This is a genomic window from Brevibacillus laterosporus DSM 25 (assembly GCF_002706795.1).
Taxonomy (GTDB): Bacteria; Bacillota; Bacilli; order Brevibacillales; family Brevibacillaceae; genus Brevibacillus_B; species Brevibacillus_B laterosporus.
Genome location: NZ_CP017705.1, coordinates 2,534,524 through 2,556,640, shown reverse-complemented (window position 1 = coordinate 2,556,640; position 22,117 = coordinate 2,534,524). Strand labels below are relative to the sequence as shown.

Annotated in this window: 24 protein-coding genes; 5 read left to right on the top strand and 19 right to left on the bottom strand. The window is 39.6% G+C overall.

Features of this window, described 5'->3' with window-relative positions; translation table 11 throughout:
- The 3 genes from tsaB to BrL25_RS12290 form a co-directional block, all read right to left on the bottom strand.
- Positions 1 to 714, bottom strand: a complete 714-nt coding sequence (tsaB, locus tag BrL25_RS12300) for a tRNA (adenosine(37)-N6)-threonylcarbamoyltransferase complex dimerization subunit type 1 TsaB (RefSeq protein ID WP_018673799.1) — start codon at positions 712 to 714, stop codon at positions 1 to 3.
- Complete coding sequence (gene tsaE, locus BrL25_RS12295) at positions 695 to 1,165, bottom strand: tRNA (adenosine(37)-N6)-threonylcarbamoyltransferase complex ATPase subunit type 1 TsaE (protein ID WP_018673800.1); 471 nt, start codon at positions 1,163 to 1,165, stop codon at positions 695 to 697. The genes tsaB and tsaE overlap by 20 nt, the downstream gene beginning before the upstream one ends.
- A gap of 65 nt (positions 1,166 to 1,230) precedes the next feature.
- Complete coding sequence (locus BrL25_RS12290; RefSeq protein WP_018673801.1) at positions 1,231 to 1,695, bottom strand: SprT family protein; 465 nt, start codon at positions 1,693 to 1,695, stop codon at positions 1,231 to 1,233.
- A gap of 120 nt (positions 1,696 to 1,815) precedes the next feature.
- On the opposite strand from BrL25_RS12290, the gene BrL25_RS12285 reads away from it, so the two are divergent.
- Together BrL25_RS12285 and cmpA are read left to right on the top strand one after the other, a co-directional pair.
- Positions 1,816 to 2,151, top strand: a complete 336-nt coding sequence (locus BrL25_RS12285; protein ID WP_018673802.1) for a hypothetical protein — start codon at positions 1,816 to 1,818, stop codon at positions 2,149 to 2,151.
- Positions 2,152 to 2,266: 115 nt separating this feature from the next.
- Positions 2,267 to 2,392 carry a cortex morphogenetic protein CmpA gene (gene cmpA / locus BrL25_RS12280; protein WP_003333532.1) on the top strand — a complete coding sequence of 42 codons (126 nt, stop codon included), beginning with the start codon at positions 2,267 to 2,269 and terminating at the stop codon, positions 2,390 to 2,392.
- 77 nt (positions 2,393 to 2,469) lie between these two features.
- Here cmpA and BrL25_RS12275 read toward each other — a convergent pair whose 3' ends face one another.
- From BrL25_RS12275 to pstB, 9 genes are all read right to left on the bottom strand, one after another.
- Positions 2,470 to 4,629 carry a Tex family protein gene (locus BrL25_RS12275; RefSeq protein ID WP_018673803.1) on the bottom strand — a complete coding sequence of 720 codons (2,160 nt, stop codon included), beginning with the start codon at positions 4,627 to 4,629 and terminating at the stop codon, positions 2,470 to 2,472.
- A gap of 229 nt (positions 4,630 to 4,858) precedes the next feature.
- A complete protein-coding gene (locus BrL25_RS12270) occupies positions 4,859 to 5,209 on the bottom strand; it encodes a type II toxin-antitoxin system PemK/MazF family toxin (RefSeq protein ID WP_003333534.1) in 351 nt (116 codons plus the stop codon).
- 3 nt (positions 5,210 to 5,212) lie between these two features.
- Positions 5,213 to 5,512, bottom strand: coding sequence for a CopG family ribbon-helix-helix protein (locus tag BrL25_RS12265; RefSeq protein ID WP_003333535.1), 300 nt, complete (start codon positions 5,510 to 5,512; stop codon positions 5,213 to 5,215).
- 142 nt (positions 5,513 to 5,654) lie between these two features.
- Entirely contained in the window at positions 5,655 to 6,860 is a 1,206-nt protein-coding gene (gene alr / locus BrL25_RS12260) for an alanine racemase (RefSeq protein ID WP_018673804.1), read from the bottom strand.
- A 3-nt stretch (positions 6,861 to 6,863) separates the two neighbouring features.
- Positions 6,864 to 7,307: a hypothetical protein gene (locus BrL25_RS12255; RefSeq protein WP_018673805.1), complete on the bottom strand. Its 444-nt coding sequence runs from the start codon at positions 7,305 to 7,307 to the stop codon at positions 6,864 to 6,866.
- Positions 7,308 to 7,539: 232 nt separating this feature from the next.
- A complete protein-coding gene (locus BrL25_RS12250) occupies positions 7,540 to 8,571 on the bottom strand; it encodes a DUF4367 domain-containing protein (protein ID WP_018673806.1) in 1,032 nt (343 codons plus the stop codon).
- Positions 8,572 to 8,918: 347 nt separating this feature from the next.
- Positions 8,919 to 9,251, bottom strand: coding sequence for a gamma-type small acid-soluble spore protein (locus tag BrL25_RS12245; RefSeq protein ID WP_018673807.1), 333 nt, complete (start codon positions 9,249 to 9,251; stop codon positions 8,919 to 8,921).
- Between the two features lie 207 nt (positions 9,252 to 9,458).
- On the bottom strand, positions 9,459 to 9,791 hold the full coding sequence (locus tag BrL25_RS12240; RefSeq protein WP_018673808.1) for an ArsR/SmtB family transcription factor: 333 nt from the start codon (positions 9,789 to 9,791) through the stop codon (positions 9,459 to 9,461).
- A gap of 185 nt (positions 9,792 to 9,976) precedes the next feature.
- Positions 9,977 to 10,729 carry a phosphate ABC transporter ATP-binding protein PstB gene (pstB, locus tag BrL25_RS12235; protein ID WP_018673809.1) on the bottom strand — a complete coding sequence of 251 codons (753 nt, stop codon included), beginning with the start codon at positions 10,727 to 10,729 and terminating at the stop codon, positions 9,977 to 9,979.
- 193 nt (positions 10,730 to 10,922) lie between these two features.
- Between pstB and BrL25_RS12230 the strand changes: the two genes are divergently transcribed.
- Positions 10,923 to 11,117, top strand: coding sequence for a DUF378 domain-containing protein (locus BrL25_RS12230; protein ID WP_018673810.1), 195 nt, complete (start codon positions 10,923 to 10,925; stop codon positions 11,115 to 11,117).
- A 102-nt stretch (positions 11,118 to 11,219) separates the two neighbouring features.
- On the opposite strand, the gene BrL25_RS12225 is transcribed toward BrL25_RS12230, so the two are convergent.
- The 6 genes from BrL25_RS12225 to BrL25_RS12200 all read right to left on the bottom strand — a co-directional run bounded on the left by BrL25_RS12225 (position 11,220) and on the right by BrL25_RS12200 (position 18,060).
- Positions 11,220 to 11,741, bottom strand: coding sequence for a GerMN domain-containing protein (locus BrL25_RS12225; protein WP_018673811.1), 522 nt, complete (start codon positions 11,739 to 11,741; stop codon positions 11,220 to 11,222).
- 21 nt (positions 11,742 to 11,762) lie between these two features.
- A complete protein-coding gene (locus BrL25_RS12220; RefSeq protein WP_018673812.1) occupies positions 11,763 to 13,439 on the bottom strand; it encodes an N-acetylmuramoyl-L-alanine amidase family protein in 1,677 nt (558 codons plus the stop codon).
- Between the two features lie 269 nt (positions 13,440 to 13,708).
- Positions 13,709 to 14,134 carry a hypothetical protein gene (locus BrL25_RS12215; protein WP_018673813.1) on the bottom strand — a complete coding sequence of 142 codons (426 nt, stop codon included), beginning with the start codon at positions 14,132 to 14,134 and terminating at the stop codon, positions 13,709 to 13,711.
- A 71-nt stretch (positions 14,135 to 14,205) separates the two neighbouring features.
- Positions 14,206 to 14,463, bottom strand: a complete 258-nt coding sequence (locus tag BrL25_RS12210) for a stage VI sporulation protein F (protein WP_018673814.1) — start codon at positions 14,461 to 14,463, stop codon at positions 14,206 to 14,208.
- Positions 14,464 to 14,619: 156 nt separating this feature from the next.
- The gene (locus BrL25_RS12205; RefSeq protein WP_018673815.1) at positions 14,620 to 16,239 is read right to left on the bottom strand and encodes a peptide ABC transporter substrate-binding protein; all 1,620 of its coding nucleotides are present in this window, start codon (positions 16,237 to 16,239) and stop codon (positions 14,620 to 14,622) included.
- Between the two features lie 183 nt (positions 16,240 to 16,422).
- A complete protein-coding gene (locus BrL25_RS12200) occupies positions 16,423 to 18,060 on the bottom strand; it encodes a peptide ABC transporter substrate-binding protein (RefSeq protein WP_018673816.1) in 1,638 nt (545 codons plus the stop codon).
- 657 nt (positions 18,061 to 18,717) lie between these two features.
- On the opposite strand from BrL25_RS12200, the gene BrL25_RS12195 reads away from it, so the two are divergent.
- Positions 18,718 to 19,878 (top strand): HesA/MoeB/ThiF family protein, encoded by a 1,161-nt coding sequence (locus BrL25_RS12195; RefSeq protein ID WP_018673817.1) that lies wholly within the window; start codon positions 18,718 to 18,720, stop codon positions 19,876 to 19,878.
- A gap of 15 nt (positions 19,879 to 19,893) precedes the next feature.
- Positions 19,894 to 21,117, top strand: coding sequence for a PqqD family protein (locus BrL25_RS12190; protein WP_018673818.1), 1,224 nt, complete (start codon positions 19,894 to 19,896; stop codon positions 21,115 to 21,117).
- 140 nt (positions 21,118 to 21,257) lie between these two features.
- Here BrL25_RS12190 and BrL25_RS12185 read toward each other — a convergent pair whose 3' ends face one another.
- Positions 21,258 to 22,112: a MetQ/NlpA family ABC transporter substrate-binding protein gene (locus BrL25_RS12185; protein ID WP_018673819.1), complete on the bottom strand. Its 855-nt coding sequence runs from the start codon at positions 22,110 to 22,112 to the stop codon at positions 21,258 to 21,260.
- Between the last annotated feature and the right edge of the window lie 5 nt (positions 22,113 to 22,117).

The following is a 22,117-nucleotide window of genomic DNA, read 5'->3' as shown; positions in this document are numbered from 1 at the left end:
CTACTTTTCCTGTTTCGCTATCCATTTGGCTTCCGCTTCCGCCAATTGTAGATACTCAGGTACTAAGTCATGTGCATGAATGCCATTTCCTTCCTGCAACTGTTGAAGCCCCTTCCATGCTAAGTGTGCTGCTCTTGGATGATTTAGGGCAGGAGTTGCAAACATCGCCTTTTTCCCTAGCACATTTATAATGACTTCACGATGTTTGTCCAAATCTTCTCCTAAAAATAACAATGGCTCACCATCTGTTTCTTGTTGAAGCATGTCCAACCAATCTGTAAGCAATATAATTCGCTCATGAAGCAAAACGTCTAGCGTCTGACAGTCTTTGCTTCGATACAGGCCTGTATATACCTGACCTCGCCTTGCATCAAATAGCGGGACAATTCCACCTGTAAAAGTCAGAGCATTCATTCCAACTGCTTCTAAACTAGAAATACCAATAACAGGAATCCCGAGAGACCAGGCCATGCTTTTCGCTGTGGCTACCCCAATTCGAACACCTGTGTAGGAACCAGGCCCCTTAGCTACAGCAATTCCTGTCAATGCTGCCGGGTCAATATTCAGCTCATCTAGTAACATGGAGATCCCGTCCATTACGGTGACGGAATGATTTTTGTTTAGATTACTTGTCCACTCCCCTAGTACTCGTGAATCATCGACCACAGCGACGCTAAGCACGAGATTGGAAGTATCAATTGCCAGCATGCACATGTTGATCAATCTCCTTACCTACCTGTTCACTTCGTTTCCCCACTACCTCAAGTCGGCATAGGCGAACATTCTCTTCTTGTTGAAGCAAATGAATCGTTATTCGATCCTCTGGTACATGATCAGGAATCAAAGAGGCCCATTCTACCACACAAACACCATCTCCATAAAAATACTCATCAAGACCTAAATCATCCACCTGATCGGCGACCCGGTATACATCCATATGATAAAGTGGCAAACGTCCAGCATACTCTTTTATAATTGTAAAGGTTGGGCTATTCACCACACGTTTCACCCCGAGCCCCCGTGCTAGTCCTTGTGTAAACGTAGTTTTACCAGCTCCCAAATTCCCTTCCAACGCCAAGAAATCTCCTGGCATCAACAACTGAGCTAGTTTTTCTGCAAATTCTTGAGTTGCTTGCTGACTAGTAAACTCAAATTCATACGTCATTGCCTTGCCATTCCTCCATTCTTTTTATTATAGCCTTGTCGAAAATGGCATGTAAAGGCGCGCTCCTATCCCTGTGACAAAGGCTCGATTCGTAATTTACCACGACATCTGCCACAAACATAGCGAGCTGGATTAATATTTTTCTTTCTTTTATACAAGAATCCACAATCCGTGCAGATTAATTGATAGCGATATGGTAGTACGATTTTTTGTCCGTTAAGTCTGGAGCAATATCTTGCTCCGCCTACCTGTTGTAATAATTGAATGAAATCCTGATCACGATGTCGATAGCCCTTTCCTTCCAGATGAAGGTGATAATGGCATAGTTCATGCTTAATTATACCAATCAATTCTTCCTCACCATGCTCTTGAAGATGAAGGGGATTAAACTCAAGATCATGAGTGCGTAACAAATATCTACCACCAGTCGTGCGCAAACGGGAGTTAAACCGAGCATTGTGACGAAACGGTTTGGCAAAATCACGTACAGATATCTCTTCAACTAGTTTTTGCAATTCCTTGTCGTTCACACACGTCTCCCCCTAAGTCTTTTCCGACTGTACTTACTATAACAAAATCTCTTGAATTCTTCTTGAAGGATACGCTACACTTGTGCATGAACGCAAGTCAATTTAAAGATGGAGGCTCCTATGCGTTATCTACTTTTACAAAAGAAGAGCGGGCTTTTTTTTGTACAAATGCCGTCATCACATATGTATCAGCTTTTAGCCCTGCTTAAACGACTGCAAAAAGAACATAACAAATTAACCGTAGTCACTAGACCAGAATTACCAAATATGCTAAGCGAATGTAGTGAACTTGAACTCCTTACACAGGAACTAAAGATCGTAGACGGTCTCTCCTATTTGAATGAGTTAGAGTCCAGCTTTTCCTGTCTGAATGAAACAGAATACCCACTCCGTTCATTATTAACCGAAATTCGTGCTCTACAAGCACAACTAGAAGGTTTAGCAGAAGACGAATAGAACTAATTCTACACCATACTCAGACATAGAATTAGGTTATTACCTACACAGACAAAGTACCTCTGCCTTTCTTCCTGCATACAATGCAAGTAAGAAAGCGCAGGAGGTATTTTTTATGCCACAATGGATGCGTAAACAGCTACAACGCGCCTTCTTTGGGAAGGATGTAAGACAAATTCGATTGCTAAACAGCTGTTGGTTTCTATATTTAGAAAAACAAAGTAGCCGCCCTGAAGAATAGGACGGCTTTTTTGTCCGAGTAGAGAACGTAAAATATTACTAAAAAATCAATTTGCTTACAAAATGTTGTTTTGTAGGCTATTCTACTGGAGAAATCATAGTCATACCAACACGCTGACGTTTCTCATCAACATCCATCACCCAGACATCAACGATATCTCCAACGCCTACAACATCAAGAGGATGTTTTACGAAGCCCTTTTTCAATTGTGAAATATGAATAAGCCCATCATTTTTTAGTCCGATATCAACAAATGCACCAAAGTCGACCACATTACGAATCGTACCCTGCATCTTCATACCCTTGCTAAGGTCCGTTAACTTCAAAACATCTTTACTTAAAAGTGGCTTTGGTAGCTCATCGCGCGGATCACGACCTGGACGCAAAAGGCTATCTACAATATCTTGTAGCGTCGGTTCACCTATCTCAAGCTCTGCTGCCATTTGTGGTAATGACATATTCATTACCTGTTTCTTACAAGGGTCACTGCCAATCTCCTCAGGCTGGATTTGTAAGTGTTTTAACAGCTTATACGTAACCTCGTATGACTCGGGATGAATAGGAGTACGATCAAGAGAATTATCTCCGTCCATAACACGTAAGAAGCCGATGCATTGCTCATAGGTTTTAGCCCCCAATCGCGGTACCTTTTTTAATTGGGATCGGTTTTTAAACTTTCCATTCTCTTCACGTAGCTTCACAATATTTGATGCTACTTGCTTGTTTACACCGGATACATATTGAAGCAAAGAAGCGGAAGCTGTATTCACATCCACTCCGACGTGATTAACTGCCGACGACACAACAAATTCAAGACTCTCTGCTAAACGAGTTTGGGATACATCATGCTGATATTGTCCAACACCTACTGATTTTGGATCGATTTTTACCAATTCAGCCAGCGGATCTTGTAAACGACGAGCAATAGAGATAGCACTTCTTTCTGCTACGTCCAAATCAGGAAATTCTTCTTTGGCTAACGCTGATGCCGAATACACAGAGGCTCCTGCTTCATTCACAATGATATAGGAAACATCTCGCTTCACTTCTTTTAGTACGTCAGCAATAAACTGCTCTGTCTCCCTTGAAGCTGTACCATTCCCGATTGCCACTACATCTACTTGATATTCTTTAATAACTTTTTCCACTGTTTCGCTAGCTTCTTTGACTTTGTTTACTGGTGGAGTTGGATAAATAACATTTATGTATAGTTTTTTACCCGTATCATCCACAACAGCAAGCTTACAGCCTGTTCGAAAAGCAGGATCAACACCTAGTACCACTTTTCCTTTAAACGGAGACTGGAGCAACAAATTGCGTAGATTCTCAGCAAAGATGTGAATTGCTCTCTCTTCAGCTACCTCCGTCAATTCGTTTCTTACTTCACGTTCAATTGAAGGAGCAATTAAACGCTTGTAGCTATCCTCGATTGTTTGCTTTATTAAATCCTCAACAATTGTCTTCTGAGTAAGTATTTTTCTCTGGAGAAATGCAGTTATATCTTCCACAGGTGCTTCTAATGAAACCTTTAAAATTCCTTCTTTTTCACCACGATTGATGGCAAGAATGCGATGAGGAACCACTTTTTTGACAGGCTCTGAATAGCTATAATACATTTCGTAAACATTTTTTCCGTCTTCTTCTTTTTCCTTTTGATCCGTAAGTAAGACAGCTTTCATGAATGTTTTTTCACGAATCCATTTACGATACTCTGCATCATCGGAGATTTGTTCAGCAATAATATCCATTGCACCTTGCAGGGCATCTTCTACGGTTTCAACGCCTTTTTCACTGTCTAAATAGCGACTAGCTTCTGAGGCAAGATCACCTGTCTGTGGTAAGGAAAGTAGATAGGTGGCAAGAGGCTCCAATCCCCTTTCTTTGGCAATCGTAGCACGTGTACGACGCTTTTGCTTATAGGGACGATAAAGATCCTCCACCTCCTGAAGTTTGGTGGCCTTTTGAATAGCGATTGATAATTCTTCTGTTAGCTTTCCTTGTTCTTCAATTAAACGAAGAACCTCTTCTTTTCGGGTAACTAAATTTCGTAAATAGCGTACACGCTCTTCAATATCCCGTATTTGTGTTTCGTCTAATTGACCAGTCATTTCTTTCCTATAGCGAGAAATAAATGGAACGGTATTCCCTTCATCCAGTAAGGTTATTGTTTGTACAACCTGCTGAACACCTACACCTAGTTCTCGTGCAAGGGTGGCAGCCATTTGTTTAACATCCATGTACTTATCCTCCCAAGGTTTACAGAAGTTCTCAATCTTTTTACATCTATTTAGTATGATAGCCCCCTGAGGTTTCGTTTACAAGTTCACCTAGATTGGCTCACAGGGGTTTCTGGTAGTTTTGCAAGGCTCTGCGCTGTCATAAAACGACATTCATCTCTAAAAATTACTCCGCTGAAAAAAGGACCCTTCGCATGTATTCAGCGAAAGGTCCTTTTTTCATCCGTTATTAAAAATCTATTAATCCGAGGCTGATCTGAAGTGATTCATTCACTCTTTCCATCATCTCATCGTCTAGATGAGTGATTTTATCAGTCAACCTTTGCTTATCAATGGTTCTTATTTGTTCCAATAAGATGACAGAGTCACGATCAAACCCATATGTTTTTGCATCGATTTCCACATGCGTAGGCAGCTTTGCCTTTTGAATCTGAGCAGTGATCGCAGCGACGATAACCGTCGGACTAAATCGATTTCCAATATCGTTTTGTATAACTAATACCGGTCTAACTCCACCTTGCTCGGAGCCAACCACAGGGGAAAGGTCCGCGAAAAATACATCGCCACGTTTAACATTCACTTACTACACCCCGCTAACTAAGCGGTCTAAGGTAAGATCGGCTTCCTCTTCTGCTTCAAAAGCCTCCGATGCCATATTGAGATTGATTTTAGCCATTTCCAAATAGCCACGTTGCATTGTTTCTCGTATAAATCGTTTTTTTCGCTCCTTGAGGTAGAGACTCATCGCTTGACGAATCAATTCACTTCGGTTTGATCTCTCTTTTTGCACGACTCCGTCTACCTCTTGCAATAAATGTTGCGGCAAACTGATCATGATACGTTTTGTATTGCTTTTAGACAAGACAAATCCACCTCCAGCCATGACCGTAACCTCTGTTCTCGAACGCTCTCCGTTCTCTTTATCTTATCAGTACCATTATGTCGAACCATATGCAAAAATATACCTTTTTGATGCTTTTCACCGATGCATGATGCCCACCTTAAAAGGTATTCGATCTTTTCCGCTAAATTCCTGCCATTTTTCGATATTCTTCCAAGAATTTATTGGCAATTCCATGACAGATACCGACAATTTTCCCATTTCGTAAATAAACGCGAGGAATGCGATAATTGAGCATACATGTTACTTCATAATTGATCGTTCCCAGACACTCAGCTATCTCATCGAGAGTAATTTCTTCATTCCCCTGTTTTCCGTACAAAACTACTTCATCTCCAACCTGAGCATCTCCTGAGTGAATATGAAGAATGGTTTGATCCATACACACTCTTCCTACAATCGGCACTCGTTTGCCATGACACAAAGCGACACCTCGATTTGACAATAAACGTGAAAATCCATCTCCATATCCAATTGGTACAGTAGCTATCTGTTCGTGATCGGTGGTTGTATAGGTGGCTCCATAGCTGACTGTAGAATGTGGAGGCATATTTTTAACATGGGAAATCCGGGTTTTTAAGCTGAGGGCTGGTCTTAGATCAAGAGTATGCTGTTGTTTTATGAAGTCAGAAGGATACAATCCGTATAAGCCTATGCCCAATCGAATCAAATCATAACTCCATTCTGGAAAAACAATAGCTGCAGCCGTATTATTGCAATGAATGAGAGGAAGTTTGTAGCCCGCTTTCTCAACAGCTTTCAGACGTTCTTGAAATAAGGCATGCTGGCCTTTTACATGTGTAGTGTCTTCCTCATCCGCACAAGCAAAGTGCGTGAATATTCCAACCCAACGCATAGAATCATTCGTAGTTATCGCGTGGATAAGCTCCAGTAACTCTGCTTCATCACTAACCCCAATGCGTCCCATACCTGTATCAACTTTTACATGAACCTCCAGTTGATGAGAACTATCTACCAATAGATTGGCAGCCTCGTGCAACCACTGAAGATGATAAACAGTCAATTGAATATTCTCTTCTACAGCGGTTTGCATAGCATCTACGGGGGTATAACCTAAAACAAGGATCGGTGCTGTAATACCTGCTCGTCGCAACACAAGCGCCTCATCTAGAGCAGCTACCGCTAGTCTGGTAGCTCCATGCGCCAGTGCTTCTCTGGCCGTATATTCTGAACCATGACCATATCCATCCGCTTTAACTACTGCCATAATTTCTGAGTGGGCAGGGATATGTTGGCGCAGGGCAGAGACATTAGCCGCAATCGCATCCAAATCAACTTCTATCCATGTATCGCGGGCATATGGCTTCATGAATTATCGCCTCTTATTCTTTCTGTTAATAACATGCAGTCTCTCATTTAAATGAGCTAGAAATTTATGAGATATCATGAGGGGCATACGTTTCCCATTAATACGGTACATATGTCTCCCTTCAATAATCGGCTCTACTTGCGTTAGTGGATACGCTGTTTCTTGTCCACGAATATTGATAATGAGATGAGATTTCGTCACAGTGTAAACAGGACGAAGGCTCCATTTATAAAAGAAAGGAGCTAATCCCACCAGTGCCACGGCACTTGCAATGGCGAATACCTTAAATACTGTGCTATCCCGATCTCCAAACAAACCCGAAAGCAGAATCATTATTATCACAAAAAGTACTGTTTCCATAATTCTCATCTTTGCATTTTTACGTAAGAATAAATCTGAATAGGTCGCTTTTTCGTGATAGAGTACCTCACCGTATTCATGTTTCATCTAAGCTGAATCACCCCTTATAAATAACTCGTTACGTATCTTACCGTTTTTTTAGGGAGCCTGTCAATGAAGCAACATGAAATGTCAGAAAAATTTGTATATATTTGTCGGTTTGATATTGCTAGGATAGACACCTAAAATCCCTAGATAATAAATATTTTGGTACTTTTTATAGAACGACAACATAGAAAAAGAGACGAAGACTTCCTTCGCCTCTTTTAGCTTTAACATCTTATTTACCGCCTACTCCATAAGTAGATTGTGCTACTTTTAGCATTTCATCTTCAGGAAGATCGCCAGATAGTGTGAATTCGACACCATCCAACTCCCATTTCAGAATGCGTTTTTCTTCAGCAGTCTGATATAGAACACCAATGGTAAAACCTAGATCAACAGGCATGCCTTGTTCATAGGAGACTGTAGCAGCAGTTGGCCGGCTTTCCATCAAAGAATAGTTGTACTCTCCTTTATACTGTAACAATACGCTCTTTTCTTTATTATGCGTCACCGGTTCAATGTTGTTTAGCTTAATTCCTGCTGGTACATAAGTAGGTTGTATCACCCCAAATTGGCTCGTAGGTTTCTTCACACCTGTTTCAGCTAGACCCATAGTGGGAACAGAAGGGAGCGCACTTGTCATGTTCTTATCTTTATCGAACGCATCTTTTGGAAATTCAGGATTAAAGTTGAACTCAGTGAAATTAATCTCTACCAGCTTATTCATGTTATTATCCATAATCTCTGCTCTCATCGGTCTCAAATCATTGCTCATCCAAATCTTTTGCTTACTAAAAGAACGATTACCACTGTAATTAGCTTTTACTTCAAAGACATACTCCTTATCATCCATTTTCAATTTACGCTCAGTATCATTTACGATGCTGTTAACCAACGTTTCATATAAGTAGAGGGGTCCATTATTTTCTGGCCATCCACTTTGGAAACGGAAGCTTTTTTTGAGATGTGGGGTTAAAACAAAAACACCTTCATCATTACGTAAAATGATTTGCGTAATGTTACGCTGTTTAGAAGTGAGGGCTACGCGATAATTGTTCTGCTTAGAATACCAGACCTCTACATCATATTCTTGTGGTGTCGTACCGGTCTGCAGAGTTAACACTGCATTGGTCTTGTAACCGGTAATTTTGTCCATTTTCCCTCCTAATTCATTCACTACATCCTCTGGTGTCTTTGTCCCGAAGCATCCCGTCACGAGCAACGAGAGCACCAATAGCATGACTAAACCTAAAGCTCTACGTTTCATTACCTCAACTCCCCTTGTCTGGTTTCGACAATGAAGGGCTTGACTGTCTATTTCCTAGGAAATTTGTCAGATCGTTATCCAGTTTCAGTCAACATATACTACAAGCTGACTGAATCTTGTACATTCCGCAAATATTCCTGCGCTAACAGAACTTTAGTAAGTCTGTAGAGCTAACAGTTTCCCCTCCTGCTCTATGCGTTATATATCTATGAGTCTTCTCGTCCCAATATGCAGACAAGTTGGAGTTTGTCTTGTATAGGATCAAAAAACCTGTGTTCCTTTCATATAGGGCTTCTGTACAAGAAAAAGACCCTCACCCTGAAGGTGAAGGTCTTTCGCGAAACCTATTATTTAGTAGCGTTGTTTTGTTGTGCAGCGCGAGCAGCAGAAGCTCGATTCTTTTGCACTTGAGCTACGTTTGTTTCGCTTGCGAACTCAGTCGCTGTATTTTGTTGGGCAGCACGAGCAGCAGAAGCTTGATTTTGGTTTTGCACTTGAGCTACGTTTGTTTCACTTGCAAACTCAGTTGCTGTGTTTTGCTGTGCAGCAGCACGAGCAGCAGAAGCTTGATTTTGTTTTTGTACTTGAGCTGCGTTTGTTTCACTTGCAAACTCAGTTGCTGTGTTTTGCTGTGCAGCAGCACGAGCAGCATTGTTCAAACCTTGTTGTTTGTTTTTCATGGATATCTCACCTCCCTTGATACACATATAATTTGTGCTTAATCAAAGGGGCGTATCCACACCTTATTTTAACAGGTATATCTCAAAATGATTTTTAAACAATCATTTAAATCCTATATTTTACCCGGAATTTTTTCGCCATTTCTTTATTGCATACAAAAAAAGAGCCTCTGCTAGCACTCCTTTTAGTATGATGGTCTTCCCTATTTAACTGCTTAAGGTTACGCGCTGTTGCTTTTCAACAAGTGGCTTAACATCAGGCAAATGCTCAAGAATAAGCTTCATAACTGGAGCAGCATCGTTGTTTAGGGAGTAAAATACCCAAGCCCCACGCCGCTCTTCTTTTACCAATCCTTGTCCTTTTAGTTTAGCTAAATGCTGCGAAACGGATGGCTGAGAAGCTTGTAAAATTTCTACCAAATCACGTACACATAGAGATTGAACTTGTAACAAAGCCATAATGGTTAATCTCGTCTTGTCACCGAGTAGTTTGAATAGGTCAGCAAGCACCATCATTTGAATCATATCTGTGGTTTCCATATTCTTCCCACCTTTGTATAAACTTTCTTCACCAAGTATACTATATGGATAGTGATAATTGGAATCCAAGGTTTTGATTTCTCTGAGTAATAGCACGATTTTTACAGTTACACTGGAATTGAGGTAAAAAAAAGAACGGCTTTAGCCGCTCTTCAAAATAAAGGGGGTATAACTGTATCTCATAATCAGCCAAAACGGCCGGAGATATAATCCTTCAGGCGTTGATCTGTTGGATTCTCAAACACCTCAGTGGTTTGCTTCATTTCAATGCACTCACCTTGTAAAAAGAAAGCGGTTTGATCGGAAACGCGAGCAGCTTGTTGCATGTTGTGCGTTACCATAACCAGCGTATAGCTTTCCTTTAATTGTATCAATAGCTCCTCTATTTTAGCTGTAGCAATAGGATCAAGAGCAGATGTCGGTTCATCTAACAGGATGACCTCCGGCTCTACGGCTAACGCCCGTGCAATACATAAGCGTTGCTGTTGCCCCCCAGATAAACCATGTGCTGGTTTATGCAAACTATCCTTTACCTCTTCCCACAAAGCCGCTTTTTGCAAGCTTGCCTCAACCAATTCCTCTAGTCGCTTCTTATCTCGAATACCATGCAACTTCGGACCATATACAATGTTTTCATAAATGCTTTTTGGAAAAGGAGTAGGCTTTTGAAACACCATTCCAACTTGCTTACGTAATTGTTCCACATCCCAATTAGCGTCATATATATTTTTACCCGCAATCTGAATGCTTCCTGTAATTTTAACTTGCGGGATCATATCATTCATGCGGTTAATTGTCCGTAAAAAGGTTGATTTTCCACAGCCGGAAGGACCGATTAAAGCGGTAATTGACTTTGGTTCAATTTCCATTTCAATATGCTTTAAGGCATGGGTTAATCCGTAATAGACATGCAGGTCTTGCACCTTAATCATGCTCAAGAGTTTCGCTCCTCTCCTTGCTTCTATTCACAGATTACATTACACACATGAAGCCTGTATTAGATTTATGTAAATTTTTTTTAAAGGTGCACAGGCAAAAACGAGCTTTCGTCTGGGCAAAAGCTATTCATGAATAATCTAATTTTGAAAAGGAAATCATGAAACTACTTACAAAGAAAGGAGTGAGTAGGGCATGGATAAATTAGTATTGCTTCTTGTTATTATTGGTGCAATCAACTGGGGACTAATTGGCTTATTCCATCTTGATCTGGTTTCCACCTTGTTTGGGGGTATGAACTCTATCCTAAGCCGTATCATTTACACGATAGTTGGTATTGCTGGAATTTATGCTATCAAGTTTTTTGGGAGTGACCGTCAACGTACGTAGAAAAATAGCTTAGACATGTAAGCCAAATCATATAAAAGCGGTGCGTCATTTATAGACACACCGCTTTTTGATTCTATCTTCATTCTTTCCAGGGTTGTTCTGTTATGGTGTAGAGCGAGTTAACGGTTCATCAATACTAACATGCCCCATTAGGGATTCTGTCTTCTTACCATCTACTAAGATAATGATTTTCATAACCTCTGGGAATTGAAACATGGTCTGTTGTAAGGCATCAATGGCAAAAGCTTCGCCACTAGAACCCAGATTATATTGGTTTGTCCCTTTAGCATCAATCGTTAACGTACCATTTTCAAACGTAATGGAGTGGTATTCAAAATTTTTCCAAAGAGCATTATGTTCAGGCTTGGATGGTTTTCCCAACAATTCCATTGCCTTTTCATACTTGTCCTTATCAGATACAGGGTTTGTAATCTGTTGTTTCTCCTCCATTAGCTTGGTTAGATCATTATCTACGTAATAAAGGGTAAGCGTTAGTTGCTGTCCTTCCTTAGCAGGTTGTTCTGTCTTGGTATCATTCCCTGGTTCCACTGTTACAGAATTATTACTGCATGCAGCCACCAGTAAGGCCAGAATGGTACACATGATAAGAGCTATTCGTTTCATCTCACACCCTCCTTTCTTGTATTAATAGGTTTGATAATATTCAAAGATCGCATCTGCTAATGATTTTGCTACTTTGTCTTGAAATTGCGGGGACATTAACTGAGTATTTTCGATTTGATTCGTTAGAAAACCTGTTTCTGTCAATACCGCAGGCATTTTCGTATTCTTTACAACATAAAAATTGTTTTGTTTTACTTTTCGATCAGGAAATTGAGTGGCCGCTAGCAGATGCTTATGAACAACACGCGCTAAATCCAAGCTGTTCTGATTGTAATAGTATGTTTCGGTTCCTCTCGTTTCCGGATTAAAGGAGTTAGCATGCACGGAGATAAATACATCAGCATCTATCTCATTAGCTATATCTGTACGCTCCTTTAACGTCAAATACGTATCGTTGCTACGGGTTGCGATCACTTGAAATTCTTTATGCTGCTTTAGGTACTCCACTAAACGATTAGCTACAGACAGATTAAAATCCTTTTCATAGTTTCCAACCGTTCCCTTGGCTCCCACATCATGACCACCATGTCCTGCATCTACAACAATGAGGTATCCTGTTTTCTGTGGCTGTGCTTGCAATTGTAGTTTTACACCATCACTTGTCGATACTAGCTGATATTTACTTGATCGATTCAATTCCACTACGACTCTGACCATTTTTGGATTGTCTTGATATTGGCTGTATCGAATTGAACGAATAAGCGGTTGAGTCTGTTGGCTAACTGTACTAAAAGATGCATTATCGGATTCTTCATCACTTTTTTCCAGTCTTTCTGGACTATCCATATTAGAGGAGTAATAATCGGAGGTTCCACTACTTTTCCCTTGATCAATCACAATCTCTTTACTTTCATCATCGCGCATTTTATTGGATAGTTCCATTTCCGGGAAATCCATTACAATCCGATAGGGATTTTGTAAGACTGACACAGTTGGCGATACCTTATATCTGGTTTCCATCTGCACGCTGTCTTCTTGTGGTTCAATACCTGACAATCTGTTCATTCGAGTGATAACCACTTCATTTCGCTTTTCATCCCACTCAGCGACATCTGTTCCGATACTTTCTTCTATATCTTGTAACGATACAACTGTCGTCGTAGAATCAATTACTTTCTTCAAGCTGGCTTTAGCTGTTAGCTCGTCTTGGGAAACCCCCAGCTTGTCTGCAATTGTCTTCGCTGGTAATAAAATTTTGTCCTCCCAGCGATATACTTTTTCACTAGCCGATAGGGTTTGTCCATTAATTTGCGCTTGAACTGGTTGATTGACAATCACAGTCCGACTATCATTGTCCCATCCTATCGTCGCTCCTAGTGCTTCTCCCACAAATCGGAGAGGCAATAACATTCGATTATTAACGAGCTGGGGAGCGGCCTCCAAGGTTTGCGCTTTACCATTTATGTAGGCTTTCTTGTTGCTTAGCTGCAATACAACCTCTCGATTATCTTTCGTAATCTTGGCTTTTCGCTCCTCCTGATTCCAATCAATTTTTGCTCCCAAACCTTCTGCAATAACACGAACAGGGACAAGGGTGCGTCCATTGGAGATGAGCGGAGGAACTTCCGCATTAACGCTCCTGCCCTCTATCCGTAATTGAATATTGCCCTGTGTCGACTGTCCTGCGGCATCTATTGCTTGAGGCGCCATCCAAATAAAACTGCTCAAGGCAACCAAGCCTAATACAAACTTTTTCAAAATTTCTCCTCCCCTATCTTGCTGTTCATTACTTTAGACGTAACTTGTCGAAAAAAGTTTTTAGGCTTTTGGTACTAAAAATCCTCACGCTTGTATTTCAAGTGTCGACAACTTATGATAGCAGAACAATCAAGTTAGTGGTTCGTTTTTAGCCCCTTACCAACATAAAAAACTGCCCCAAGGGTCGTTCACTTGAAGGGGCAGCTTTTTACCATACTCTTTTTTACATATTTAACTTTTGTTTTAATCAATAATACAAATCTTTTTCGTTACCCTTTTTTTATCGTATTTTTAACTGGAACTGGTAGGTTGTTTGTTTGAAGGTTACCTAATAACTGTTGGACCACACTAGCTACGGCAGGATTAGAAAGTAACTGCATAGTATCCTTCATCTTAGATTTAGATAATTTAGGCATCATTTTACTAATTTCCGGCATTATTGAACTTAGCTGAGGGAGCAACGGTAGTACTTGCTCCAAATTAATTCCGAGACTTGGTTTTGGTGCTTCTTGCACAATGACAGGCTCTGGCGGCTTCCTTCTCCTAGGAAAAAGACTAAAGCTAAGCCGTTTACGTTCTGGCTCGTTAGGTTGTAATCTCCCCAGCATGTTTTTTATTTCGTAAATTTCTTGTCGGAGATGGGCCATTTCCTGTTGAACATGTACATACTGGTTTTGCTGGAGTGTAGATAGCATCTTTAGTTGGTTGCTCTGGGTTGGATTTCGCCGTTTAAATGGTGTCTTTTTAGAAATGACAACCCTCTCCTTTACTTCAGCCCTTTTTTGATTTTGTCTATATCACTTTGATCCAGGCCTTTTTTCTTTAATTGATCCAGCATACTGCCAACGTCTTTTTTCTGCATGAATTTCTTTACCTGCTCCGTATAATTGTCTAAGTCCCTTTTTGATAAATCTTTGCCTGATCTACTGGCTAAATCCTTGATAACATCACGAATACCTGATTCCGTTTTTAATTTATTCTTGTCAACTGTCGCTGCCATTTTCAAAATCTTTCCCCAGTCCATAATCATCCTCCCCTGTTATCATCGTTCTCTTTACTCTATGAAATAGATGGCGAACTCGCTTGGTCATTTGTCCTATCAAAATGAAAAAAACAGAATTCCCTCTGGAACTCTGTTTTTTTCTGTTACGATTTATACGGTTTTTCACGTCTTACACGTTTATTCAAAAGAAGTCCACTTGTAATCTACATTACCCATGGCATCTACAACAACGCCTTTAAGGTTGTCATTTTGTAACCAAACGTTAGAGTCAAAGTAGATCGGAATAATCGGCATTTCATCAATTATAATTTTCTCTGCATCTGCCAAATACCCTTTACGTACCTCTGGGTTTGTTTCAGCATCAGCTTTATTTAGCAATTCTTTGTATTTTGGATTTTCCCACTTGGTGTCGTTGTTACCACCTGTTTTATCTTTATAAATCTGCAAGAAGCTAATTGGATCATTGTAGTCGGCATTCCAACCATTGCGACCTACTTGGTAGTTACCTCTGTGCAGGTCATCAATAAATACTTTCCATTCTTTGTTAGTAAGCTTCACGTCAATATCAAAAGCCTTTTTCCATTGATCTTGAATCGCTTCTGCAATCTTCTTATGTTTTTCTGCTGTGTTAAAGGAGATTTCAATTGGTGGAAGCTTCGTTAAGCCTTCTTCCTTCATACCTTCAGCAAGAAGCTTTTTCGCCGTATCCACATCACCATCTTTAAAGAATCCTTCTTTTGCTAAAGCCATAGTTGGTGGCAGCAGATTAGTAGCAGGGGTTTGGCCAGATTGTGTAATGTTATCTGTGATTGTTTTGCGATCAATTGCGTATGCAAAGGCTTTACGGATTTTAGCATTATTAAACGGTGCCTTTTCCGTATTAAATTTGTACCAATAGATACCTGCCTTAGGCTGAACGTGCGCCTTGCCAGATGCCATGTTAGGAGCAATTGCATCAATTGGTAGCATACCATTAGGCTGACCTGCCCAATCGAGATCTCCATTTTCAAACATGGATAACTCTGTATTTTCATCATCAATCATTTGGTAGATGATTTTTTCTAATTTCACATTATCTTTATCCCAATAATTATCGTTTTTCACAAGAACAATTTCGTTTTTGTGCTTCCAGGATTCCATTTTAAATGGTCCGTTCCCAATATGCGTGCTTGCTTCCCCTGCCCACTTATCGCTAGATGCCACAACTTTTTCATTTACAGGATAAAGCGTATAGAATGCTGTTAGCTCCAAGAAGAACGGGGTTGGATTGTTCAGGGTTACTTCGAGCGTGTGCTCATCAAGTGCTTTTACACCGACGTCCTCAGCCTTTGCTTGACCTTTGTTATAAGCTTCTGCATTTTTCAAATAATACAATTGATAAGCATAAGAAGCCGCTGTTTTCGGATTAAGTACTCGTTTCCAAGCATATTCAAAATCTTTTGCTGTTAATTTTTCACCGTTTGCCCATAGTGAATCACGTAAAGTAAATGTATAAGTTTTGCCATCTTCAGAAACTTTATAATCTTTCGCTACAGAATTTGTTACTTTGCCGTCCTTATCTGAGCGCATCAAACCATCAAAAGTAGCTCTCAAAATGGCAGAAGAAGCATTGTCATCTGCAAGACCAGGGTCCGCAGTAGGTGGTTCTGAATGTAGATTCACACGTAGAACTTGTTCATGAGTAGTACCACTAGCCGCTCCCGTTTTATTCTCAGAGGCTGTACCGCCACCACAGCCAGCTAATGCTGTACTAAGAACTAATATGGAGCTTACAGCTGTAAAAATGCTTTTATTCATGTGTATTATGCCCCCCTAAAAAAAGATATATAGAAGTAAATATACCTTGTTTTTTTCGAGAACAAACACTTTTATAACAAAAATTAATTTTAATTTATGTTACAAAATTTACATTTATATGTTCAAAAAAATAAAGAGGAGCATCATTTGCCCCTCTTTTTATCTATCTGTTTTCTATCAACCTTATTGTTCTAAATCTGCCCATTTCCAGTCAATGTTACCCCTAGCATCAAAGCTTACACCCTTCAGCTTAGGATTTTGCACCCAAGAATCGGTGTAGAAGTAAACTGGGATAACTGGCAGTTCGTCCATAAAGATTTCTTCTGCTTTTTGTAGTAACGCATCACGCTTCGTTTTGTCTAGCTCTTTTTGAGATTCGTTCACAAGTTTTTTGTATTCAGCATTTTCCCAGTTGGTATCGTTGTTTCCACCCTTTTTATCACGGAACAACTCAATATAGTTAATTGGATCGTTAAAGTCAGCGTTCCAGCCCATACGTCCAATTTGGTAGTTACCTTGGTGAAGTTTATCCAAGTATACTTTCCACTCGGAATTCTCTATCCTCACATCAACATTCAGACCTTTTTTCCATTGGTCTTGAACTGCTTCGGCAATTTTTTTATGGTTTTCAGAAGTGTTGATCGAAATAGTAATTGGAGGAAGTTTATCCAAACCCATTTCTTTCATACCTTCTGCTAATAATTTTTGAGCTTCTTCAACATTATTGTCTTTAAAGTAGCCCTCTTTTTTAAATGCCATAGTAGGTGGTAGCATACCCATTGCCGGAATTTGTCCTGATTGTGTTACGTTCTTAACGATCGCATCACGATTTACAGCATAGGCGAATGCTTTACGAATTTTGGCGTTATTGAATGGTGCCTTCTCTGTATTCATTTTATACCAATAAATGGATGCTTTTGGTTTTGTAATCAACGAATTATTTTGTTGCAGGGCAGGGATAGAGTCCAACGGAATATTGCTTAGAGGGGCACCTGCCCAATCCAATTCACCGTTATCATACATGGAAAGCTCTGTATTTTCATCCTCTACCATAGAGAATTCTAGCTTGTCGATTTTCACTACATCGGCATCCCAGTAGTGTTCATTTTTCTCAAGAGTCATTTTGCTCTTATGTTCCCAGTTAGTCATTTTAAATGGTCCATTACCAACGATAGTCTTAGCTTCTTTTGCCCAATCCTTGTTGGATTCAACCAGCTTCTTATTTACAGGATAATACGTATAGAAGCTAGTAAGCTCCAGGAAGAATGGTGTTGGGTTTGCCAATTCTACTTCCAGGGTCTTATCGTCAGTCGCTTTAACACCTACATCCTCTTTCTTACCTTTTCCAGTGTTAAATGCTTCTCCACCTTTAATGTAATACAGCTGGTAAGAATAGTTAGACGCTGTCGCTGGATCTAATGCACGCTTCCAAGCGAATTCAAAATCATGCGCTGTTAGAGGCTCGCCATTACTCCATTTAGCATCTCTCAAATGGAATGTATATTTCTTTCCATCAGGTGAAACGTCAATTTTTTCTGCTACGGATGGTTGAGGTTTCCCCTCGCTATCGGTACGAGTCAAGCCGTCATAGATTGCGCGTACCACTGCACCAGAAGTGGAATCCTCCGCAATACCTGGGTCAGCTGTTGGTGGTTCAGTGTGCATGTTCAATCGTAATACTTTCTTCTCACCTTTTGAAGCTTCCTGTTTTGATCCATCAGCAGGAGTCGGTGCTGATGTACTTGTATTACCTCCGCAACCTGCTAAAGCTGCACCTAAAACTAAAACGGAACTCATTAGTACAAAAATATTCTTTTTCATCTTTTTGTGTCCCCCTTTTTTCTTTCTCATATGCTTTACTATACTCTTTATCAGAATAATATAATATAATTTTCTTTTACATTTAATTATTTTTTATTAATTATCAAGATAAATAAATAAAAATAAAGTGTATTTTTGGTAATATAGAACTAAAGATGAATTTCATGGAAAATTGTAGTTCTAATTTACTAAATAAAAGGTAGATTTTCAATTAGATAACTCTGTCAAATTGTAAAATGAATTCCATTTAGGTAACCAAAAGATTAGGCTCTACTTCTAGTTTTATCCTTCCCTTTTAGCTAAAAAAGTACCTTTTTGAACACCTTTCATCCACTGACTGTCTTTCTACCAACACGAAACATAAATGAACAATTGGAATAACGGTTCATTTTGTTTATTTTCTCGTCCAAACATGGGGTTACATGCATCTTCTTCTCTACTTCACTATATGGAAAGAAGCGTTATTTATACAGTTTTGGACTGATTACTGAAAATTGTAAATTTATATTGAAATAAGCATGATAAAAGGATACAATTTTCGTTAGATAATTCTGACAATTACTTTTTTATCACCTGCTCGTGCTTACCAGATGTGTTATGGATAGTTGCCTAAGCTACCCCTATCCTTGTTTCTATACCTAAAAGGAGATGGATTGTATGGAACAAAAACCTATCTTAAAAGAAATTCATCCTATTATTAAAATTGGATCCGACACTCTCCAATTTGGACAAGTATCTGGCTTTCTCAATCATATTCCCGATGAAACTGGGTCCATCAAAACATTAATTCCGTTACTTGATGGAACACGCACTACTAAGGAAATACACCAGGAGCTTGTCAGCAAACACCCCGAAGTCACATTTGAGGAACTAACCGAGGCAATTACTGCTCTTAACTCTCTGGGATATCTTGAAGATAAGACATGGGAAGAAACAACTACTCTATCAACAGCTCAAAAGGATCGATACCGAGCAAATATTCGTTTCTTTTCGATCTATTCAGATATAGACAATCCTCCTAGTAAGATTCAGGAGGTTTTATTGCAAAAGAGAGTAACGATTCTTGGATCAGGTGCCTTTGGCTCTACTCTCCTGTCTAACTTTGCTGGTCTAGGCATTACAAATGTCCGTATTGCCGACTTCGACCGTGTGGAGCTTAGTAATTTAAATCGCCAATTACTTTTTAAAGAGGATGATATTGGTCGATTAAAAATCGAAGTAGCCGAAGAATTCGTTACAAAACGCAATTCAAGCATGTCGGTAGAAACCATTATGAAAAAAATCTCCTCTGCTACTGATGTCAAAGAACTTATAGCAGGTAGTGATCTTGTTATTTTAGCTGCTGATACGCCCTTTTTCTTTATTCAAAGATGGGTAAATACAGCATGTGTTGAATTAGGAATCCCCTATATTGCAGGAGGAGTCAATTTAACAGAAGGAACTTTTTATCATATTCACCCTGGAAAAACTCCTTGCTTGGATTGCTTCCATCTGCATCACTATGATCAAAATCCAGATCATTACGAAGAAGAGGTCAAGTATTTGGTTGATTCAGGATACCATCTTCCTACAGCCACTATCGCTCCAAATTTAGCCATTATTACAGGGATTATCGCTTCTGAAGCATGCAAAATTCTTACAGGCACAAGTCAAGTTCAATCGCAAGGTAAATTTGTGTCGATCAATTTCTTAACGTATGAAACCAAAATTCTTTCAGAAATAGAACGAAAAGAATTAGATTGCCCGACCTGCGGCGAAGGAAATCGAACACTTTCTATCTTCTCGTTGGAGCAACCAGTCGAAGAAGTGCTTAGCTAACGGAGGAATTAACCAATGGAACTAACTAATAGTAGCATGTTGCGTATGCATCCCCTACAAAAACGCCAAGTAAATGAAGAAGAAACCATAATTGGCAGACCCGATAAAAGTGAATATATCATGCTACCTACCTTTGCTGTTGAAATTATTGAGATGTTAGATCAGGGACAAACCATTACCCAAGTAGCTGAAGAAATGGAAAGACGCTTTGGTGAACCTGTCGATGTTCATGATTTTGCACTTGATCTGATAAACGAATATCAATTTGTATATACAGTAGATGGAACAGTAGTTAATGAAAAAGAGATACGCATCGATCATTTTCCATGGATATCCGAACGGGTTGGAAAAGTACTTTTTAACAAATTGACATTCTCTATCTCTATTGCCTGCTTTTTATCTGCTGTTACTCTTCTCTTTTTTCAGCATGAATATTTTCCTGTCTTCACCGATATTTTTAGCTCGCCGTCTTTGACCGCTTCTCTTTTGTTAGCAGTTGTTGTTAACTATCTTTTTTTGTTTATACACGAGACAGCTCACTTAACGGCTGTGCGTTCTCTAGGGGTAGGTAGTCGGATTGGTTTTAGCCATCGCTTATTCTTTCCTGTGGCAGAGACAAACATGTCAGACATCGTTCTAGTTGAACCACATAAGCGTTATACAGCCTACCTCGCTGGCATGTCTGGAGATGCGCTCTTTTTTAGTATTGGTGTCTGGCTCTTGTATGCTAATGATGTAGGAACCATCATGCTATCTGATTTTATGCTCTCCTTTATCAAATTAATGAACTTGAATTTCTTAATGGCTCTGGGCTTTCAATTTATGTTCTTTATGCGAACGGATATTTATTATGTATTCACTACCTTTTTTGGCTGTAATAATTTATTTGATAATACCCAGTTGTTCTTACGTAAATTTTACCGCAAGTGGACTCCTGCTGATCAAGAGCTATGGGACACGGTAGATATGCGAGAAAAACAAGTGATCCGCTGGTACTCCATCTTCTTTTTGTTAGGCTTTTGTTTCGCACTCTATTTCTTCTTCAATTTCTTCTTGCTTCAATCAATCGAGATTATTCGTCGAATTACGACTGATTTCTTGCAATATCCCATTCTCTCTTGGCAATTCGTTGATGGCATTCTCTTACTTCTATTAACATTGCTTCCATTTGGTATTGTACTGTGGTCATGGAATCGCCAAAGAAAAATGACCCGTAACGTAACCCGCCAAGTATCGTGAACCTTGTAAATATAAGTAGGCTGGAAAATTCAAGCAAAAAAAGATGACCCAGGATTATTCACAAGGTCATCTTTTTTATATTTTGTATCTCTTTTCAGCTAAAAAACTACCGGTTTTATCCGACAGTTTTTTCGACATTATTATTTAAGCTGCCCGACAAATACTACTGCCCCATTATACTTCTTATCAATGAAGTCTTTCACTTCAGGGGAGGTCATCGCTTTAGCAAGCTTCTTAATTACTTCACTATCTTTGTTATCTTGACGAGTTGCCAACACATTTACATTTGGATTATCTTTACCCTCTTCAATATAAATAGAGTTCTCTGTTGGTTTTAGTCCAGCTTCCATCGCAAAGTTAGAGTTAATCACAGCTGCATCAATACCTGGATCGTCAATAGAACGTGGCAACATGGCTGGTTCTAACTCTTTTAATTCTATTTTCTTCTCAACGATATCAGCTACTGTTCCATTCGTATCAACGCCGTCCTTTAATTTCAACAGACCCGCTTTTTCGAGAATGCCAAGAATACGGCCTTGTTCAGCAGAGGCATTCGTAATCGCTACTACTGCGCCCTGTGGAAGAGCTGCTACATCTTTATATGCTTTTGATTTATTAGAGTAAATTCCCATTGGCTCAATGTGGATACCCGCTACATACGTAAGGTCTAGACCCTTTTCTTTATTTGTTTTCTCTAACCAAGGAATATGCTGGAAATAGTTAGCATCTAATTCCTTCTCAGCAAGTTGTGTATTTGGCATTACAAAATCTTGGAATAGCACAACATCAAGATTAATGTTTTCCTTCTGTAGCATCGGTTTAACCACTTCATTTAAAATCTCCGCATGAGGAACAGCCGTTGCTCCCACCTTTAGGGTTACTGGTTGTCCTTCTTGTGGTGTAGCTGTGTTAGTATCCGTTTTATTACCAGCACCGCACGCCGCCAAACTTAAAGCTAATACCCCAATCGCTAGTGTAGAAAAAACCTTTTTCATCCTTT

Excerpts from the sequence above, each read along its gene's own strand:
- tsaB (WP_018673799.1), bottom strand. The coding sequence starts at position 714 with ATGTGCATGCTGGCAATTGATACTTCCAATCTCGTGCTTAGCGTCGCT.
- tsaE (WP_018673800.1), bottom strand. The coding sequence starts at position 1,165 with ATGACGTATGAATTTGAGTTTACTAGTCAGCAAGCAACTCAAGAATTT.
- BrL25_RS12285 (WP_018673802.1), top strand. The coding sequence starts at position 1,816 with ATGCGTTATCTACTTTTACAAAAGAAGAGCGGGCTTTTTTTTGTACAA.
- cmpA (WP_003333532.1), top strand. The coding sequence starts at position 2,267 with ATGCCACAATGGATGCGTAAACAGCTACAACGCGCCTTCTTTGGGAAG.
- BrL25_RS12275 (WP_018673803.1), bottom strand. The coding sequence starts at position 4,629 with ATGGATGTTAAACAAATGGCTGCCACCCTTGCACGAGAACTAGGTGTA.
- BrL25_RS12265 (WP_003333535.1), bottom strand. The coding sequence starts at position 5,512 with ATGGCTGGAGGTGGATTTGTCTTGTCTAAAAGCAATACAAAACGTATC.
- alr (WP_018673804.1), bottom strand. The coding sequence starts at position 6,860 with ATGAAGCCATATGCCCGCGATACATGGATAGAAGTTGATTTGGATGCG.
- BrL25_RS12255 (WP_018673805.1), bottom strand. The coding sequence starts at position 7,307 with ATGAAACATGAATACGGTGAGGTACTCTATCACGAAAAAGCGACCTAT.
- BrL25_RS12250 (WP_018673806.1), bottom strand. The coding sequence starts at position 8,571 with ATGAAACGTAGAGCTTTAGGTTTAGTCATGCTATTGGTGCTCTCGTTG.
- BrL25_RS12245 (WP_018673807.1), bottom strand. The coding sequence starts at position 9,251 with ATGAAAAACAAACAACAAGGTTTGAACAATGCTGCTCGTGCTGCTGCA.
- BrL25_RS12240 (WP_018673808.1), bottom strand. The coding sequence starts at position 9,791 with ATGGAAACCACAGATATGATTCAAATGATGGTGCTTGCTGACCTATTC.
- BrL25_RS12230 (WP_018673810.1), top strand. The coding sequence starts at position 10,923 with ATGGATAAATTAGTATTGCTTCTTGTTATTATTGGTGCAATCAACTGG.
- BrL25_RS12225 (WP_018673811.1), bottom strand. The coding sequence starts at position 11,741 with ATGAAACGAATAGCTCTTATCATGTGTACCATTCTGGCCTTACTGGTG.
- BrL25_RS12215 (WP_018673813.1), bottom strand. The coding sequence starts at position 14,134 with ATGCTATCTACACTCCAGCAAAACCAGTATGTACATGTTCAACAGGAA.
- BrL25_RS12210 (WP_018673814.1), bottom strand. The coding sequence starts at position 14,463 with ATGGACTGGGGAAAGATTTTGAAAATGGCAGCGACAGTTGACAAGAAT.
- BrL25_RS12205 (WP_018673815.1), bottom strand. The coding sequence starts at position 16,239 with ATGAATAAAAGCATTTTTACAGCTGTAAGCTCCATATTAGTTCTTAGT.
- BrL25_RS12200 (WP_018673816.1), bottom strand. The coding sequence starts at position 18,060 with ATGAAAAAGAATATTTTTGTACTAATGAGTTCCGTTTTAGTTTTAGGT.
- BrL25_RS12195 (WP_018673817.1), top strand. The coding sequence starts at position 18,718 with ATGGAACAAAAACCTATCTTAAAAGAAATTCATCCTATTATTAAAATT.
- BrL25_RS12190 (WP_018673818.1), top strand. The coding sequence starts at position 19,894 with ATGGAACTAACTAATAGTAGCATGTTGCGTATGCATCCCCTACAAAAA.
- BrL25_RS12185 (WP_018673819.1), bottom strand. The coding sequence starts at position 22,112 with ATGAAAAAGGTTTTTTCTACACTAGCGATTGGGGTATTAGCTTTAAGT.